The sequence below is a fragment of the Kerstersia gyiorum genome (assembly GCF_004216755.1).
In the GTDB taxonomy this organism is placed as follows: Bacteria; Pseudomonadota; Gammaproteobacteria; order Burkholderiales; family Burkholderiaceae_B; genus Kerstersia; species Kerstersia gyiorum.
In genome coordinates this window covers 414,236-431,524 of the sequence record NZ_SGWZ01000003.1, presented here as the reverse complement: position 1 = coordinate 431,524, position 17,289 = coordinate 414,236, and the positions used below count along the sequence as shown (strand labels likewise).

Sequence of the window (17,289 nt, the reverse complement as noted above, 5' to 3'; positions counted from 1 at the left end):
ACCTGTTTTCTTTTCATCCGGTAATTGAGGTGAAGGAGTGCGTGCTGCGTCAGGCAGCCAGGCGCTTCCATGCACCAGGGATGAAACGTGAACAAGTTGTTAATTGCAGAACAGGGGCGGCCGGGCCTGAGACCAGGGCCGGCAGGCCATGTCCAGGCTGATGCGCTGAGCCGCGCGCCCGCCTATCAAGCGTATCTCCAGACCAGGCATGCTCTGGCCAGCCGGCTGGGGCATGTGTTGCTGGGGCTAAGCGTCACGGCGCTGGCGGGCGGCCAGATGGATGTCCGGGCGCAGGGCATGGCCGCTGCGGCGGCAGCGCCCAGCCACAGTTATGCCATTCCGGCGGATTCGCTCAGCAATGTCCTGGCTGAGTTTGCGGCCCGCGCTGGCGTGGCCTTGTCGTTTGATCCCGCCATGCTGGATGGCCTGCGCAGTTCGGGTTTGCAGGGCGAGTTCAGCGTGGCTCAGGGCTTTGGCCGCATTCTGGCGGGCACCGGTTTCGAGGTTGAGCGCCGCGCCAATGGCTATGCGGTGAAACGTTCCCCGCAAGCCAGCGTGTCCGAACTGGAAACGGTCATCGTGCAGGGCGAGCACCGGCCGCAGGATGAGGTCTATCGGACGGCGGCCTCGGTCAGCTATCTGTCGCGTGATGACATCGAGCGCTTTCGCGGCACCTCCATCGGCGATATTTTCCAGGGCACGCCTGGCGTGCTGGTGGGCGAAAACCGCAACTCGGGCGGCCTGGATGTGAATATCCGCGGCATGCAGGGGCAAAGCCGGGTGCCGGTGCTGGTGGATGGCGCACGCCAGGAAACCACGGTCTATCGCGGCTACTCCGGCGTATCGTCCCGTTCGTATGTGGATCCCGACCTGATCGGCGGCATAGAAATCAGCAAAGGCCCAGTCAATGGCGTGGGCGGCGTGGGGGCGACTGGCGGCGTGGTGGCCATGCGTACCATCAATGCGGACGACATCATCCGTGACGGCAAGGATTGGGGCATACGCGTGCGCGGCAGCACCTCGGGCAACAGCAGCGCCGCGCCCGCACCGGGAACGGCCGGCGGGGTGCAGAACACCGGCAAGTTTCACGATAATTGCGCCGTGCCTTCCTTGTGCGGCGGCCAGTTTGCCATGCCGGACAGCCACCGGACGGAAAGCGCTTTTGACCGGCCAGCCTTGCTCGACCCCTACAGCTATGCCGCCAGCATCGCCGGAGCCTGGCGCACTGAATCGCTTGATCTGGTGGCCGCATACTCCAAGCGCCGGCAGGGCACTTACTATGCCGGCAAACATGGCCCGACGCCTGAGCTGACTTATGCCAAAGAGTCCGAGCCGTTTCTGGATAAGGTCACCATCGGCTATCAGGGCGCCACGCGCTTCTATGGCGGCGAACAGGTCATCAACAGCAATAGCAACAGTGATTCACAACTGCTGAAAGGCAAGCTGCGCCTGCCTGCGGACCAGCAGGTCGAACTGAGCTACTTGCGTTATCACAGCGAGTACGGCGAGCTGATGCCCTCGCAGTTGCTCTGGTTCGACAAAATCCGCCAGACCAGCAACAGCGAAGTGACCGCGCAGACTGCCACCGCGCGCTATGAGTGGGATCCCGCAGACTCGTCACTGATTCACCTGAAAACCGGTGTCTGGTACACCCATACAGACAGCGTCAACCGGAATTATTCGGATGAACTCGGGCAAGTCGTCCAGGAAAAAGACCCGGAAAAAGAACGCTACAAACGCTTTGGCGCTGACCTGTCGAATGAATCGCAGTTTACGTTTCTGGGGGAGCACCGCCTGAATTACGGCGGCTCTTACCAGCGCGAGGATATCGGCCTGGTGAAGCCGGGTGTCGAGGCGCTCTACGCCTCGGGCCGTTCCGGCTATCGCCACGAAACCAGTCTGTTTGTGGACTGGAACTGGCAACCCGCGCCGGAATGGAATCTGAACGCCGGGCTGCGCTATCAGCGGGCGCGTGGTCACGATAACAAGCGCATGGTGGCGCGCCATACCGAGATTTGCACGTCGGTTGGGGCTGACGGGCGCTGCGAAGGGGGAAAAATTTCGGTGCCGCCCGAGCAGTGCGGCTGGACTGGGCCTTGCGACCATCCTCAATACTATGACGTGCGCACTAGCGGCACTTCGCCTATTTTCAGTGTGAGCTGGGAGCCATGGATGAATGGGCTGCAGTTTTATGCCCGCCATGCGGAGGCCTATCGCATGCCCAGCCTGTTTGAGTCCACCCGGGGCTGGTCGGCTGCGCCGCTCCAGGATGTGGCCCTGACGCCGGAGCATGCGATCAACCGGGAGGTTGGCATGAATCTGCTGACCGAAGGGGTGCTGGCCAGCAATGACAGGCTGGCGGCAAAACTGGCGTATTTCCGCAATCACACCAAAAACTATCTGACCCGCACTTTCCCCAATACCTGGGAAGATTCGGGCGAAGATTTTGTCATGCGTAACGTGGAAAGCGTCAAGGTGCGCGGCATGGAAGCAACCCTGGATTATGACGCGGGCTGGGTTTACACACGCTTGTCCGGGACGCGCTACAACTTTGTCGAAGTCTGCCAGATTGGCGGCAGCAACCGTATTCACGAGTGCACGGATTACGGCCTGGCCACTTCCTATTTCAACGACATGATCCCGCCCAAGTGGCATGCCAGCCTGCAATTGGGCACTCGCCTGTTCGAAGGCAAGCTGGATGTCGGCGCGCGGGTCACCCTGATGGGCAAGCGCAATCAAGTGCCGCGCTTCAACAACGACACCGCCCGTGGTTTCGTCCAGCCGGTGCAGTGGCATGCCTATCAATTGGTTGATGTCTATGCCAGCTATCGCTTCAGCGATGCTTTTTCGGTCGATTTCAATATCGACAACCTGACCGATCAGTACTACCTGGACCCGCTTAGCCTGGGCCTGGTGCCTGCGCCTGGCCGCACGGCGCGGCTGGGCGTGACCATGAATTTCTGAGGCCCGGCGCCTGATGGCCGTGCTGTCTTTCCTTTAATAGAGACACTTATGAAACTACAGAGTTATTTTGTGATGCTGAGCTTGCCTGTCGCGCTTGCCGCGTGCGGAGGCGGTGGCGGTGATGACGGTCCGTCACGCACGGCCCCTGTTGCCAAGGCGGGCGCGGCCCAGACGGTGAAAATGGGCAGCGTCGTGACGCTGGATGGCGGCGCGAGCGTCAATGGTTCGGAGGGCGGCGCGCTGGTTTACGCCTGGTCCATGACACAGCAGCCGCCGGGCAGCGGCGCGATCCTGAGCGCCGCCGATGTCATGCAGCCCCGTTTTACCGCGGATATGCCGGGTCATTACAAGGCAAGCCTGACGGTCAGTGACAATACCGGCGCCAGCGTGCCGGATACGGTGACCATTACGGCGACGACGGATGTGCCGGTTGCCATTATCGAAGCGCCGAGCCAGGCCAGCCTGGGGCAAACCGTCATTCTGGATGGCAGCGGCAGTGTTGCGCCGACCGGATCCACGGGCAGCTTGCAATATCAGTGGACGCTCGTGGCGCCCGAGCGCAGCCAGGCCGTCCTTAATGATGCCGCCGCTGCCAAACCCAGCTTTGTCGCAGATAAGGAAGGGCGCTATCAGGCGACCTTGAGCGTGAGCCATAATGGCCAGGCCAGTGAGCCGCGCCAGCTGGAAGTGAATATCAAAACCACCAACCGGCCGCCTGTTCCGGTTGCCAAGGTTCTGACGGCAGGAGGCGCGGCGGTCACCCCCACCAATGACGAACCGCCTTACCGGTACCAATTCGAACGCGGTGTGCCGGTGGTGCTGGATGCCAGCGCATCGACCGACCCCGATGGCGACAAGCTCAGCTACCGCTGGTATCTGTTCCATAACAGCCCGGGCGCCGGTTACAGCGTGGTTGGCCTCTCGCAGCCGCAGGCTTCCCGCCAATCACCCGAGCAAGTCTTTGCGGGTGAAAAAATGACCTTTACGCCGGATGTGTCGGGCGATTGGTCGGTTCAGCTGATTGCGTTTGACGGGACGACAACAGCCGATACCTCTGTCAAGTTCAAGACCACCAAGCCTGCGGGCGTGCCCAATAGCAAACCGGTGGCCCGTCTCCTGCCGCCGGAGGCGCCTCGCGATATCCAGCGAAGCTCGGACCCGGTCTGGCTATCACCGGTATCTTATGACGTGGATGGCGAAGCACTGACTCATTATTTCCGCTGGGTGGAAACGCCCGCCGATTTCACGCCTCCCGATCTGTCCGAACAGCATTCGTTCATGTCGTTTACGCCGACGAAGCTGGGCAAATATGTCATCGAACTGATTTCCGAGGAAGCCGGCGGCTCGAAATTGCGCAGCGATCCTGAGTTGACGGAGCTGACGGTCAAGGATGCGCCCAACCGCGCGCCGACGGCCATCACAACGATCAAGATCCAAACCGTGCTGATAGGCGACAGGCTGGTGTTTGATGCGACAGGCAGCGCGGACATGGATGGCGACGAACTGTTTTACCAGTGGACCTTGATAGATCGCCCCGACGACAGCAAGGCTGTGCTTCAGAACAGCGACAAGATCGCGAGTTATGTGGTGACCGATAAGCCGGGCATCTATATGGCTACCCTGGTGGTGACGGATAGCAAAGGCGCGCGCTCCAAGGCCAGTCATGTGATGTACGCCAGGGGCCAGGCCAAGTCCAAGAATAATCCGCCAGTGGTCGCCGCCGCCGGGCAGTGCGTGGATGGCAGTTTTCATAACAAATATACGGTTTGCCCTGATTTCGCGCTGGGATCTGAAGATCAGCCCATTGTGGCGGGTGTCCAGGTAAGACTCCAGGCAAATGGCGTCATAGATCCTGATAGCGACAATCTGTACCACCTGTGGTCGCTGGAACAGCCAGAAGGCAATGGGTCTGCGGATGCAATCCTGAGCCAGTCAGGCTTGATCAAAGTGGAGAAGCCGGGCATGTATACGGCCACTTTTGTCACCAGCGATGGCATGGCTCGCTCCGAACCTGTGGTGAAGCATTTCAAGGCTGTTGAACGCCAGAACTTCCCGACGCTGCTGCTGGAATTCAATGCGACGGGCGCGAAGCCGGAGGCGGCGCAGCCGGGTTCCGACAATGTCCGTATTCAACAGGCCTTGCCGCACAGCCATCAGATTTATACGAACTTCAATGCGGCCAGCAACTGGAATAAGTCCTTGTTCTATACGTTGACGGCCTTTGGCGGGGACTACACCGTGACCGGCCTGGGAACGTCCCAGAGCGGCGATGGGACGGGGGATGGCAAAGTCTATGTGGATGGGCTGGAAAATGGCCAGATCATTCGTCAGGGGACCTCGGTGCGTTTCGCTTTGCGTGACACCAATACCAGTCCGAATACCGACGCGGAATGGTTCTTCGAGATCCAGGAACGTCCGGATTTCCGCTTCCATGTGAAAAACGGGTTCAAGCCCAAAAAGTGATGCCCGCTGAACAGCCGTCTCCTTGACCGGGACGGCCTCCGGGCGCGTGATCGCCAGGCCTTGAAAAAGGCCTGGCGATTTTTTTGCGGCCCAGGCAGGGGCGCGGGCGCATGGCAGGGCGGCGCAGGCCATGGCGGCGCGCCGGTGATCAAGCCTGGCGGGCTTTCGCAATGGACTGAAATGTGATTGGGGAGGCGATGCGTTAGACTGGAACTGTTACCGTTTTCGTTTGTCGCATAGAAAGTCAGGCCAGTTCCAGCCCTGCTGTCAGCGCCGGGCGGCCATCTGGCAACAATGCAAACCGCTTTTCCTAGAAGGGCAATTCCATCGTGCTAACGCGTCCTCCGTTTCGTGCCCTGGCATGTTTCTTTTCTTTTTTCATGACTGTTTCCATGACCGCCAACGCAGCGACTGATCCCTCCCCGAGTTCCAGGCCTCCTGTCCAGGTGGCGCCGCAGTTCCCCTTGCAGGATTTCTTCCGCAACCCCGAGAAAGGCTATTTCCGGCTGGCTGACGACGGCAAGTCGCTGGCGTTCATGCAGCCGGTGTCGGTGGATGGCCAGCCGGCGCGCATGAATATCTTCGTGCAAGCGCTCGATGGCCTGGCACCCGCCGGCGAGCCGCGCCGCCTGACGTCCGAAACTGCCAGGGATATCGGCGGCTACTTCTGGAAAGGCTCGGATACCATCCTGTTTTCCAAGGATTTCGGCGGTGATGAGAACTTTCACGTGCTTGCCGTTGATGCCAAGACCGGAGACGTACGTGACCTGACGCCGTTCGAGAATGTACGCGCTGGCATCATCGACGACCTGGAAGATGACCCCGACCACGTACTGCTGACGCACAACCAGCGCCAGCCGGAAGTCTTCGATGTGTACCGTGTCAACGTGCGCACGGGTAAGTCGGAACTGGTGGCTTCCAATCCGGGCAATATCGTGGGCTGGCTGACAGACCACCAGGGCAAGGTGCGCGTGGCGGTGGCCAGCGACGGCCTGGAAACCGCCTTGCTGTATCGCGACCGCGAAGCCGATGAATTCAAGCCGCTGATCACGACGAACTACCGCACGGAAGTCAGCCCGCTGTTTTTCACCTTCGACAACAAGAAGATGTACGCGCTCAGCAATCGCGGGCGCGACAAGTCTGCGCTGGTCATTATCGACCCGGCCAAGCCGGATGCCGAAGAGCTGGTCTATGCCCATGACGAAGTGGATATCGGCGGCGCGTCGTATTCGCGCCTGCGCAAGGTGCTGACCGAGGTTTCCTGGGAGACCGACAAGGCCCGTGAGCATTTCTTCGATGAGCCGACGCGTGCGCTGGATGCTGCGTTGCGCCGTCATTTGCCAGGCTATGAAGTGGCTTTGCAAGGCCATAGCCGCGACGAGAATATTTTCATCGTGGCCGCCTACAACGACCGCACGCCGGGTTCGCGCTATCTGTATGACGCCAAGGCCGACAAGCTCGCCAAGCTGGCGGACATCAACCCTGCGCTGCCCGAAGGGCAAATGGCGCAAAGCAGGCCCATCCAGTACAAGAGCCGCGACGGCCTGACGATTCATGGCTATCTCACGCTGCCGGTCGGCCGCGAGCCCAAGAACCTGGCGTGCATTGTCAACCCGCACGGCGGGCCATGGGTGCGTGACAGCTGGGGCTACAACCCGGAAGTGCAGTTCCTGGCCAATCGCGGTTATTGCGTGCTGCAGATGAATTACCGGGGTTCCACCGGCTACGGCCGTGAGTTCTGGGAAGCGGGCTTTGGCCAGTGGGGCCTGTCCATGCAGGACGACATCACGGATGGCGTGCAATGGCTGATCGAGCAGGGGATTGCCGATCCCAAGCGCGTGGGTATCTATGGCGGCAGCTATGGCGGTTACGCCACGCTGGCAGGGGTGGCGTTCACGCCGGATCTGTATGCGGCCGCCGTGGATTATGTCGGGGTATCGAATTTGTTCACCTTCATGGAAACGATTCCGCCGTATTGGAAGCCCATGCTGGAAAAAATGCGCGATATGGTGGGTGACCCGGAACGCGACAAAGAGCGCCTGAGCGCGACGTCCCCGGCTTTGCATGCCGACCGGATCAAGACGCCGCTGTTTGTTGCCCAGGGCGCGCGCGACCCGCGTGTCAACAAGGCGGAAAGCGACCAGATGGTGGATGCCTTGCGCAAGCGCGGCGTGGAAGTGGAATACATGGTCAAGGATAACGAAGGCCACGGTTTCCACAATGACGAGAACAAGTTCGAGTTCTACGCTGCCATGGAAGCCTTCCTGAAAAAGTACCTGAAGCCTTGAACCGTTAGCCAGGCTTTTGCATGGCGGGGCCGGCTGCCAGGCTGGTCGCCAGCCAGCCTGGCAGAAGTTCAAGGGCTGCATGACCATGGTCGCTGTGCTTGGCAGGATGCGACAGTAAAAGGGGCGGAAGCAATTCCGCCCCTTTTTTGCGTCGGTACGCCAGCCAGGCTCGCGAATGGCTGGTGTTGGGGTAGGGGGCTGGATGGAATCGGGGCGATGCTGCCGTTCCTGATGCCTCTCTTTACAAAAGCCCCCTGTTCGCGGTGTGCAGGCAGCAGTATCTTTGATCATGCGTTGTTGTGCGAGCCGTGGCAGGCCGTGCAGTGCGATAGGCTTGCCAGGGCCGGACCGCGTGCCCGGGAAGCGCAGGCGCTCTTTTGGCGTGCGGCAAATCGTCCCCCGGATGCCTGGTGCAAGGGGGGAAGTCTTTCAACACTTGCAAGGGAATCGCCATGACTGCTTCGATGGCACCGAGCCGTGGCCAGGTCTTCTGGCTTCGGCTGGTCAGTGTCTTTCTGCTGTTGATCTCACTTTATCTGCTATACGGGGGCGTGCAGTTGGTCGCGCTGGGCGGCAGCGCTGCGTATATCGTCATCGGCCTGCTGTGGCTGGTGGCTGCGGCCTTGCTGTTCGTGCGCCGTTCGGCGGGTGCCTGGGTCTATTTGGTCTCGTTGTTGCTGTGCACGGGCTGGGCGGCCTGGGAAGCCGGCAACGTATTCTGGCAGTGGTTCCCGCGCATCATGCTGCCTGTGGGGCTGGGGATGCTGGTGTTCTGGACGGCACCCTTTGCCCGACGCAATGCCGAGTCCGGCGCCTGGGCGCGCCTCGGGCGGCCCTTGGGGGCGGTTTGCGCATTGGTGCTGGTCGCGATGCTGGGCCTGATGCTGGTGCCGCACGGCGTCACTGAGCCCTCCGCCGGACAACTGGCGCGCAGCGAAGCGCGTGAAGGCGCGCAACCGGCCGATGCCCCCAGGGACTGGACGCATTACGCCGGCAGCGAGGCTGGCCGCCGCTACGCGGCGATTTCGCAGATCAATGCGGATAACGTCGGCAAGCTGAAATTGGCCTGGTCTGCGCATACCGGTGACATTGCGACCGGTCAGTACGAAGACCAGAACACGCCTTTGCAGATCGGCGATACGCTGTATGTCTGCACGCCCCGCAACCGGGTGCTGGCGCTGGACGTGGATACCGGCGAACAGAAGTGGTCCTTCGACCCCAAGGGTGACGGACCTGAATTCCTGCGTTGCCGCAGCCTGGGGTATGCCGATCTGGCGAAGAACAGTTATGCACCCAAGCGGGCGATCTTCGAGGGCGTGCCGCCGTCTGCCTCCTTGCCGCAGGGGGCATGCGAACAGCGTATTTATCTCACCACTGCCGACGCTCGAATGATGGCCCTGGATGCCAGTACCGGCAAGCCTTGCGAGGACTTCGGTGAACATGGCGCCATCAGCCTGCGCACCGGGCTGGGAGACTTCGACCCGCGTTTTTACTTCAACAATACCGGGCCGCTGGTGATCGAGAACGGCTTGATCGTGGTAGGGGCGCGGGTCAAGGACAATCAGGCGGTGGGCGAGCCCTCGGGCGTGGTACGCGGTTTCGACGTGCGTACCGGTGCGCTGATCTGGGCCTGGGATCTGGGCAATCCGGCCATCACCAAATTGCCGCCACCGGGGGAAACCTATACCAAGGGCACGCCGAATGTCTGGACGTCAATCGCGGCTGATGAAGACCTGGGCATGGTCTATCTGCCGCTGGGCAATGCGACGCCGGATTTCTGGGGCGGCCACCGTACCGAGGCGGATGACGAATACAGTTCGGCCGTGGTGGCGCTCGACTATGTGAGCGGCAAGGAAAAATGGCATTACCAGACGGTACACCATGACCTCTGGGATTACGACCTGCCGTCGCAGCCGGCGCTCTATGACATCCCTGATGGCAAGGGAGGGGTGACGCCCGCGCTGATCCAGCTGACCAAGCGTGGAGAGATCTTCATGCTCGACCGGCGTACCGGGCAGCCCATTGCGGAAGTGGTGGAGAAGCCTGTGCCCACGCACGACCTGCCGCAGGGCGAGCGCATCAGTCCGACCCAGCCCTATTCCGTGGGCATGCCGGCCATCCGTCATCCGGTACTGAAGGAAAGCGATATGTGGGGCATGACGATGCTGGATCAGCTGGCCTGCCGCATTGCTTTCAAGCGGGCACGCTATGACGGCGACTTCACGCCGCAGTCCACGCATCCCATCATCCAGTATCCCGGCAACCTGGGCGGTTTCAACTGGGGCAGCGCCACTGTCGACGAGAAGCACAACTACTTGATCGTCAACGACATCCGCACGGCGATTGTTTCCTGGCTGGTGCCGCGCGACCCGGAAAATGACCCGCAGTATTTTGGCGGCCTGGGGAATTATCCGCAGTTCGGCACGCCCTACATCAACCGCCTGACCAACTTCATGTCCGGCCTGGGCGTGCCGTGCACGCCGCCGCCGCTGGGCACGATGACGGCCATAGACCTGGAAACCCGCGAGATCGTCTGGCAGATTCCGCTGGGCACCACACGTGATTCCGGGCCGATGGGTATCAAGACGCACCTGCCCGTGCCGGTCGGTATGCCGACCATGGGCGCAGGTCTGGCTACCCAGGGCGACCTGGTTTTCTTTACCGGCACACAGGATTACTACGTGCGCGCCATGGATGCCAGGACAGGCAAGGAAGTCTGGAAAGAGCGCCTGCCGGTTGGCGGGCAGGCAACGCCAATGACGTATGTGTCTCCCAAAACCGGCAAGCAGTACATTGTCTTTACGGCCAGTGGTTCACGCGGCCAGCCGGATCGCGGGGATTACGTCATGGCCTATGCCTTGCCTGACTGACCGCCATCCTTGGGAGAGCCTGCCGCTGCGGCGGCAGGCTGATACTGGAAGCCGCCTGTGCGGCTGAAGCCCTGCAACCGTGGCGGGTCAGATATCGAACAGGCTGCCCGTGCTGCTCATGGTGCCTGGCGGCGGCGTCAGCCCCAGGTGGCGCCAGGTGGTCTGCGTGGCAATCCGGCCGCGCGAGGTGCGCTGCAGGAAGCCGTGCTGGATCAGGTAGGGTTCGATGACATCTTCAATGGTGTCGCGCTCTTCGCCGATGGCGGCAGCCAGGCTGTCCACGCCGACCGGGCCGCCATCGAATTTGTGCACGATGGCTTCCAGCAGCTTGCGGTCCATCAGGTCCAGGCCTTGCGGATCGACTTCCAGCATGCCGAGCGCGGCCTGGGCGATTTCCGCCGAGATGATGCCGCCACCCTTGACTTCAGCGTAGTCGCGCACGCGCCGCAGCAGCCGGTTGGCAATGCGGGGCGTACCGCGTGAGCGCCGTGCGACTTCGGCGGCCCCTTCGGGAGTAATGGTGGCTTGCAGCAGGCCGGCGCTGCGCGTGACGATGTGGGTCAGGTCCTGCGCGTTGTAGAACTCCAGCCGCGCCACGATGCCGAAGCGGTCGCGCAGCGGGTTGGTGAGCATGCCTGCGCGTGTCGTGGCGCCCACCAGCGTGAAGGGTTGCAGGTCGAGCTTGACGCTGCGCGCCGCCGGGCCTTCGCCGATGAGGATGTCGATCTGGAAGTCTTCCAGCGCGGGGTAGAGGATTTCCTCGACCACGGGAGACAGCCGGTGGATTTCGTCGATGAACAGGACGTCATTGCGTTCCAGGTTGGTCAGCAGCGCGGCGAGGTCGCCCGGGCGTTCCAGCACGGGGCCGGAGGTCTGGCGCAGCTGCACGCCCATTTCGTGGGCGACAATGTGGGCCAGCGTGGTCTTGCCCAGGCCCGGCGGGCCGAACAGCAGCACGTGATCCAGCGCTTCGCCGCGGTTGCGCGCCGCCTGGATGAAAATGTCGAGCTGGTCGCGTACGCGCTGCTGGCCGACATAGTCGGACAGTGCCTTGGGACGCAGGGCACGCTCCACCGATTCTTCATTCGGTGTGACGGCATGGGGCGTGACCAGGCGGGTGGTCTCGCTGCGGGCGGAGAGGGAGTCTGATTGGATGGCCATGGCGCACGATTTCTGTCCAGTTGCCATGGTAGCACCTGATGATATGTCCAGTGAATCTTCTGCTGATCCTGCCGAGAGCCGGAAGCACGGGATTCATGCAGTGTTTTTGTGCCGCAACATGCACCACCTTGCGCGGTTTGTGGCACGATGATGGTTTCGCACGGCGTGACCTGGCAGGGGGCCCTGCCTGGGTGCCGTGCGTTTTTCATGCAGGACGATTGTCAGGAAATGACCGCTTTAGACCTTCCCAATTACCAGGACGTGATCCGCGCGAGCGCCGTACTGGATGGCGTGGTGAATCGCACGCCGGTGCTGCGCTCGCCATTGGCGGACGCTCGGGCGGGGGCGCAGCTGTTTTTCAAGTGCGAGAATTTTCAACGTACCGGGGCGTTCAAGTTCCGGGGCGCCTACTACGCGATCGCGCGCCTGAGCGAAGAACAGCGCCGGGCTGGCGTGGTGGCCTATTCTTCCGGCAACCATGCGCAGGCGGTGGCATTGGCCGCCAGGCTGCTGGGCACGCATGCGGTGATCCTCATGCCGGCTGATGCGCCCATGGCCAAGCGGGCGGCTACCGAAGGCTATGGCGGGCAGGTTCTGACTTATGACCGCTACAAGGATGACCGTATCGCCATGGCAGAGGCTTTCGTCCGGGACGAAGGCCGGGTGCTGCTGTCGCCCTATGACCACGCCGATGTCATTGCCGGGCAGGGCACGGCGGCGCTGGAATTGTTGCAGGACCAGACCGACCTGGATCTGCTCGTGACGCCTATTGGCGGTGGCGGCCTGATTTCCGGCAGTGCGCTGGCCTTGCGGGCCCTGCGTCCAGGCGCGCGCCTGATCGGTGTGGAGCCTGCGCTGGGCAATGATGCGCAGCAATCCCTGCGCTCCGGCGTGCTGCACCACATTACCGCGCCACGCACGATTGCCGATGGCGCGACTACCACTCACCTGGGCGACAGGACGTTTGCGATTCTTTGCCGTGACGTCGATGACGTGGTGACGGTCACGGATGAGGAACTGCGCGAAACGCTGGTGTTCCTGGCACAGCGGCTCAAGCTGATCGTGGAACCCACGGGCTGCCTGGGGGCTGCCGCATTGCTGCATGGCAAGATCGCGCTGCGCCCCGGACAGCGGGCCGCAGCCATCCTGAGCGGCGGAAATGTGGATATGACCGCCTTGGCCGGCTACCTGGCGGCCGCCTGAGGGGCTCGCTACCGTGGGCAGCATGAAGCTGGTATCCTCCACGAGGGGTTTACCCCTCGTGCCTGAAGCCGTCCTGTCGGGCGGCGTGCATCCAAGCCTATGAGTTTTACCCAGAATCTTTTCCTGCTAGTCCTGCTTATTGTTGCCAGTGCTTTCTTTTCGCTGGCGGAAATTTCCATGGCGGCCTCGCGGCGCCTGCGCCTGCAACGCCTGGAAGAAGCCGGCGATTCCCGGGCGACCGCAGTCCTGCGCACCCAGGAGCAGCCCGGCCATTACTTCACTGTGGTGCAGATAGGCACCAATACGCTGGCTATTCTTGGCGGTATTGTCGGCGAGGCGCTTTTCAATCCCTACCTGACCGCTTTCTTCGGCTTGTGGATGACGCCATCCTGGGCCAATACGCTGGGCTTCCTGGTGTCGTTCTCGTTGGTGACGTCGTTGTTCATCCTGTTGACCGACCTGGTGCCGCGGCAGTTGGGCATGATCCTGCCCGAACTGGTGGCTGTTCGCGTCGTGCGTCCCATGGTGTGGCTGACCATCCTGTTTCGGCCGTTGGTGCGCTTTTATTCCTGGCTGACCTATCGTACCTTGCGTTTCCTGCGGGTGCCGGACCGGCGCGAGGAAAGCGTGACGACCGACGACATCCTGGCGCTGGCGGAAGCGGGCACGCGTTCCGGCGTCCTGGCTGCCGGTGAGCAGCAGGTAATAGAAAATGTATTCGAACTGGGCACGCGCCTGGTGCCCAGCGCCATGACGCAGCGCGAACGCATTGCCTATTTCCTGATTGACGACCCGGACGACGTCATCCGCCTGCGGATTGCGGCGGAGCCCTATTCCACCTATCCGGTCTGCCGCGGCAATATCGACCACGTGGTGGGCTATGTCGATGCCAAGGATCTGTTTCAGCGGGTCTTGAACAACCAGCCCTTGCGTCTGGATGATCCCGGCCTGTTGCGCAAGGTGCTGCTGGTGCCGGATCGCCTGACCCTGGCCGAAGTGCTGGAGCAGTTCCGCCAGGTTGGCGAGGACTTCGCCATGATCGTGAACGAATACAGCCTGGTGGTCGGTCTGGTGACGCTCAATGACGTCATGAGCACGGTCATGGGCGACCTGGTGTCGCCCTGGGATGAAGAGCAGATCATTCGCCGTGATGACCATTCCTGGCTTATTGACGGAGTGACGCCGATCCAGGATGTGCAACGCGTGCTGGGGCTGGATGAGCTGCCAGAAGAAGGGGAGTACGAAACCCTGGCGGGCTTCCTGATGGTGATGTTGCGGCGCGTGCCGCGCCGCACGGATACGATCAGTTGGGGCGGCTACCGCTTCGAGGTCATGGATGTGGATAGCTTCCGCATCGACCAGGTCATGGTGACGCGGCTGTAGGCATGGCCTGGCGGCAAGCTGTGGCGGTCCGGGCAGACGGTCAGTCGCGCCCGGCCCTTGCCGCGCAAGGGGAGACGGCTCAGCGCACCAGGCCTTGCAGGGCGAGCTTGATGCCGCTGGACACGTCCACATCGGCAGGCAGCTTCTTGAGTGCGGCCAGCGATTCACGTTCCGAGTATCCCAGTGCCAGCAGGGCATTCAGGATATCGGACTGATTGCTGGGCGCGGCGCTGCCCTGGACATGGCCCAGGTCGGCCCCCAGCTTGCCCTTCAATTCCAGCAGCAGGCGTTCAGCGGTTTTCTTGCCGATGCCGGGTACGCGCGTCAGGCGCGCGGTTTCCTGCAGGGTGACGGCCTGCGACAGTTCCTCCACGCTCAGGCCGGACAGGATGCCCAGCGCCGTGCGTGCGCCGATGCCGGTGACTTTGACCAGCTGGCGGAAGGTGGCGCGTTCGGCTGGCGTGCCGAAACCGAACAGGACATGCGCATCTTCGCGAATACTTAGATGGGTGTAGAGCGTGACCTTGGCGCCCACGTCCGGCAGGTTGTAGAGCGTGCTCATGGGCACGTCGATGTCGTAGCCCACGCCGCCGGTATCGACGCAGATCGTGGGCGGGGATTTTTCCAGCAGGGTGCCGGTGATGCGGCCAATCATGGCGGTTCGTCCTCAGGTGAATGCGCGTATGCCGCCAGTCACCGAAAACTGGCGGCCAGGGCAGGGAATGCGTGGATGATAAACGAGACGGCAAGGGCTGCGGCGTTTTTGCCGCAGCGCTTCAGCGCAGCCTGCCGTTGCGGTAGGCCGGCCGGAACTGGCGCGCTGCCAGCGCGTGGCCCTGGGCGTCCAGCTGGTCCTGCATGGCGCCTATGTGCGCGTGGCAGATGGCACAGGCCAGCGCATCGGCGGAGTCGGGCGCCGGGTTGCCATCCAGGGCCAGCAGATGCCGCACCATGTGCTGCACCTGTTCCTTGGCGGCGCGGCCCGTGCCGACCACAGACTTCTTGATCTGCAGGGCCGTGTATTCATGCACGCTCAGGGCGCTGTCCGCCAGCGCGCACAGTGCCGCGCCGCGTGCCTGGCCCAGCAGCAGTGTGGAAGACGGATTGGTATTGAGAAAAACGATTTCCAGCGCAGCGACATCCGGGCGGGTGTCGCGCGCCACCTCGCGCAGATTGTCGAGGATGACGCGCAGGCGTTCGGACAGCGGCAGCGTCGTGGGAACCACGATCGTGCCGCTGGCCAAGTAGGACAGGCGGGGTCCGGCGACGTCGATGACGCCGAAGCCGGTACGCCGCAGGCCAGGGTCCACGCCCAGGATGCGCATGGCGTCTTAGTGGCGGAAGTGGCGGATGCCGGTGAACACCATGGCAATGCCACGTTCGTCGGCGGCGGCGATGACTTCATCGTCGCGCACGCTGCCGCCCGGCTGGATCACGCAGCTGGCGCCTGCGTCCACGACGACATCCAGGCCGTCACGGAACGGGAAGAATGCGTCGGAGGCCACGGCCGAACCCTGGATGCTCAGACCGGCGTTCTCCGCCTTGATGGAGGCGATGCGGGCCGAATCCACGCGGCTCATCTGGCCTGCGCCCACACCCACGGTGGCGCCATTGGCGACGAACACGATGGCGTTGGACTTCACGTACTTGGCCACGTTCCAGGCGAACATCAAGTCGCGCAGCTGTTCCTCGGTGGGGGCCAGCTTGGTGACGACCTTGAGGTTGTCACGCGTCAGTACGTGGTTGTCGGGGCTTTGCAGCAGCCAGCCGCCGCCCACGCGCTTGACGTCGAAATCGTTCTGGCCGGCGCCCAGCGGCACCTGCAGTACACGCACATTTTTCTTGGCAGCGAAGATGGCCAGCGCGGCGCCGTCATATTCCGGTGCCAGCACGACTTCCACGAACTGTCCGCTGACGGCTTCTGCCGTGGCAGCGTCTACCGGACGGTTGAAGGCGATGATGCCGCCGAAAGCGGAGGTCGGATCGGTGCGCAAGGCGCCCTGGTAGGCGGCCAAGGTGTTGGCGCCCAGTGCGACGCCGCAGGGGTTGGCGTGCTTGACGATGACGCAGGCCGTGCTGTCGAAGCTGCGGACGGCTTCCCAGGCGGCATCGGCGTCGGCAATGTTGTTGTAGGACAATTCCTTGCCCTGCAGCTGGCGATAGTTGCCCAGCAGGCCGGCGGAACGCACCGGATCGACATAGAAGGCGGCGTGCTGGTGAGGGTTCTCGCCATAGCGCAGCGTCTGTTCGCGGCGGACTTGCATCGTCAGGGTGCGCGGCCAGGCATCGCGGGCCGGAGCGGCGTCCTGGGCCGGGGCGGCTTCCGCCAGGCTGCTCAGGTAGGCGGCGATGGCGCCATCATAGGCGGCGGTGTGGGCATAGACCTTGCCGGCCAGTTCCAGGCGCAGCGAGTAGGACGGGGTGCCTGCCGGGCTGTCGATGCCTTCCAGCACGCGGCCGTAGTCGGCCGGGTCGATCACGACCGTCACGCCGCCGGCTTCCGTGCCATGGTTCTTGGCTGCCGCACGCAGCATGGCGGGGCCGCCGATGTCGATGTTTTCGACGGCATCGGCAAAGGTGCAGCCAGGCTTGGCGACGGTTTCGCGGAAGGGGTAGAGGTTCACCACCAGCAGGTCGATGCGCTCGATCCCGTGTTCTTCAATGGTGCTCAGGTGCTCCGCGTTGTCGCGGCGTGCCAGCAACCCACCGTGGATTTTCGGGTGCAGCGTCTTGACGCGGCCATCCAGGATTTCCGGGCTGCCGGTATGCTGGGCCACTTCGGTCACGGCCAGGCCGGCTTCTGCCAGCAGCTTGGCGGTGCCGCCGGTGGACAGCAGCTTGATGCCGCGTGCGGCCAGCGCGCGGGCGAAATCGACAATACCGGCTTTGTCGGAGACGGAGAGCAGGGCGGTTTGGATTTTCATGGTTGGAATGAAAAGTAGGGGAATTCGGAGGGC

General features: G+C 62.6%; 10 protein-coding genes. 6 read left to right on the top strand and 4 right to left on the bottom strand.

Features of this window, described 5'->3' with window-relative positions; all coding sequences use genetic code 11:
* Positions 1-87 precede the first annotated feature (87 nt).
* From EV679_RS11760 to EV679_RS11745, 4 genes are all read left to right on the top strand, one after another.
* On the top strand, positions 88-2,964 hold the full coding sequence (locus tag EV679_RS11760) for a TonB-dependent receptor (RefSeq protein WP_130487313.1): 2,877 nt from the start codon (positions 88-90) through the stop codon (positions 2,962-2,964).
* 48 nt (positions 2,965-3,012) lie between these two features.
* Positions 3,013-5,427: a PKD domain-containing protein gene (locus EV679_RS11755; protein ID WP_130487312.1), complete on the top strand. Its 2,415-nt coding sequence runs from the start codon at positions 3,013-3,015 to the stop codon at positions 5,425-5,427.
* A gap of 392 nt (positions 5,428-5,819) precedes the next feature.
* A complete protein-coding gene (locus EV679_RS11750) occupies positions 5,820-7,715 on the top strand; it encodes a S9 family peptidase (RefSeq protein WP_242611475.1) in 1,896 nt (631 codons plus the stop codon).
* Positions 7,716-8,167: 452 nt separating this feature from the next.
* Positions 8,168-10,585, top strand: a complete 2,418-nt coding sequence (locus EV679_RS11745) for a membrane-bound PQQ-dependent dehydrogenase, glucose/quinate/shikimate family (RefSeq protein WP_130487310.1) — start codon at positions 8,168-8,170, stop codon at positions 10,583-10,585.
* Between the two features lie 87 nt (positions 10,586-10,672).
* Here the strand turns inward: EV679_RS11745 and ruvB are convergent, their stop codons facing one another.
* Positions 10,673-11,746 (bottom strand): Holliday junction branch migration DNA helicase RuvB, encoded by a 1,074-nt coding sequence (gene ruvB, locus EV679_RS11740; RefSeq protein ID WP_068374963.1) that lies wholly within the window; start codon positions 11,744-11,746, stop codon positions 10,673-10,675.
* Between the two features lie 228 nt (positions 11,747-11,974).
* Between ruvB and EV679_RS11735 the strand changes: the two genes are divergently transcribed.
* Complete coding sequence (locus EV679_RS11735) at positions 11,975-12,949, top strand: threo-3-hydroxy-L-aspartate ammonia-lyase (RefSeq protein ID WP_068375099.1); 975 nt, start codon at positions 11,975-11,977, stop codon at positions 12,947-12,949.
* Between the two features lie 99 nt (positions 12,950-13,048).
* Positions 13,049-14,332: a polyamine export protein PaeA gene (gene paeA, locus EV679_RS11730; RefSeq protein WP_068374960.1), complete on the top strand. Its 1,284-nt coding sequence runs from the start codon at positions 13,049-13,051 to the stop codon at positions 14,330-14,332.
* A 79-nt stretch (positions 14,333-14,411) separates the two neighbouring features.
* Here the strand turns inward: paeA and ruvA are convergent, their stop codons facing one another.
* The 3 genes from ruvA to purH all read right to left on the bottom strand — a co-directional run bounded on the left by ruvA (position 14,412) and on the right by purH (position 17,256).
* Entirely contained in the window at positions 14,412-14,987 is a 576-nt protein-coding gene (gene ruvA / locus EV679_RS11725; RefSeq protein WP_130487309.1) for a Holliday junction branch migration protein RuvA, read from the bottom strand.
* 121 nt (positions 14,988-15,108) lie between these two features.
* Complete coding sequence (gene ruvC / locus EV679_RS11720; RefSeq protein WP_130487308.1) at positions 15,109-15,657, bottom strand: crossover junction endodeoxyribonuclease RuvC; 549 nt, start codon at positions 15,655-15,657, stop codon at positions 15,109-15,111.
* 6 nt (positions 15,658-15,663) lie between these two features.
* Positions 15,664-17,256, bottom strand: coding sequence for a bifunctional phosphoribosylaminoimidazolecarboxamide formyltransferase/IMP cyclohydrolase (gene purH, locus EV679_RS11715; protein WP_130487307.1), 1,593 nt, complete (start codon positions 17,254-17,256; stop codon positions 15,664-15,666).
* Positions 17,257-17,289 lie beyond the last annotated feature (33 nt).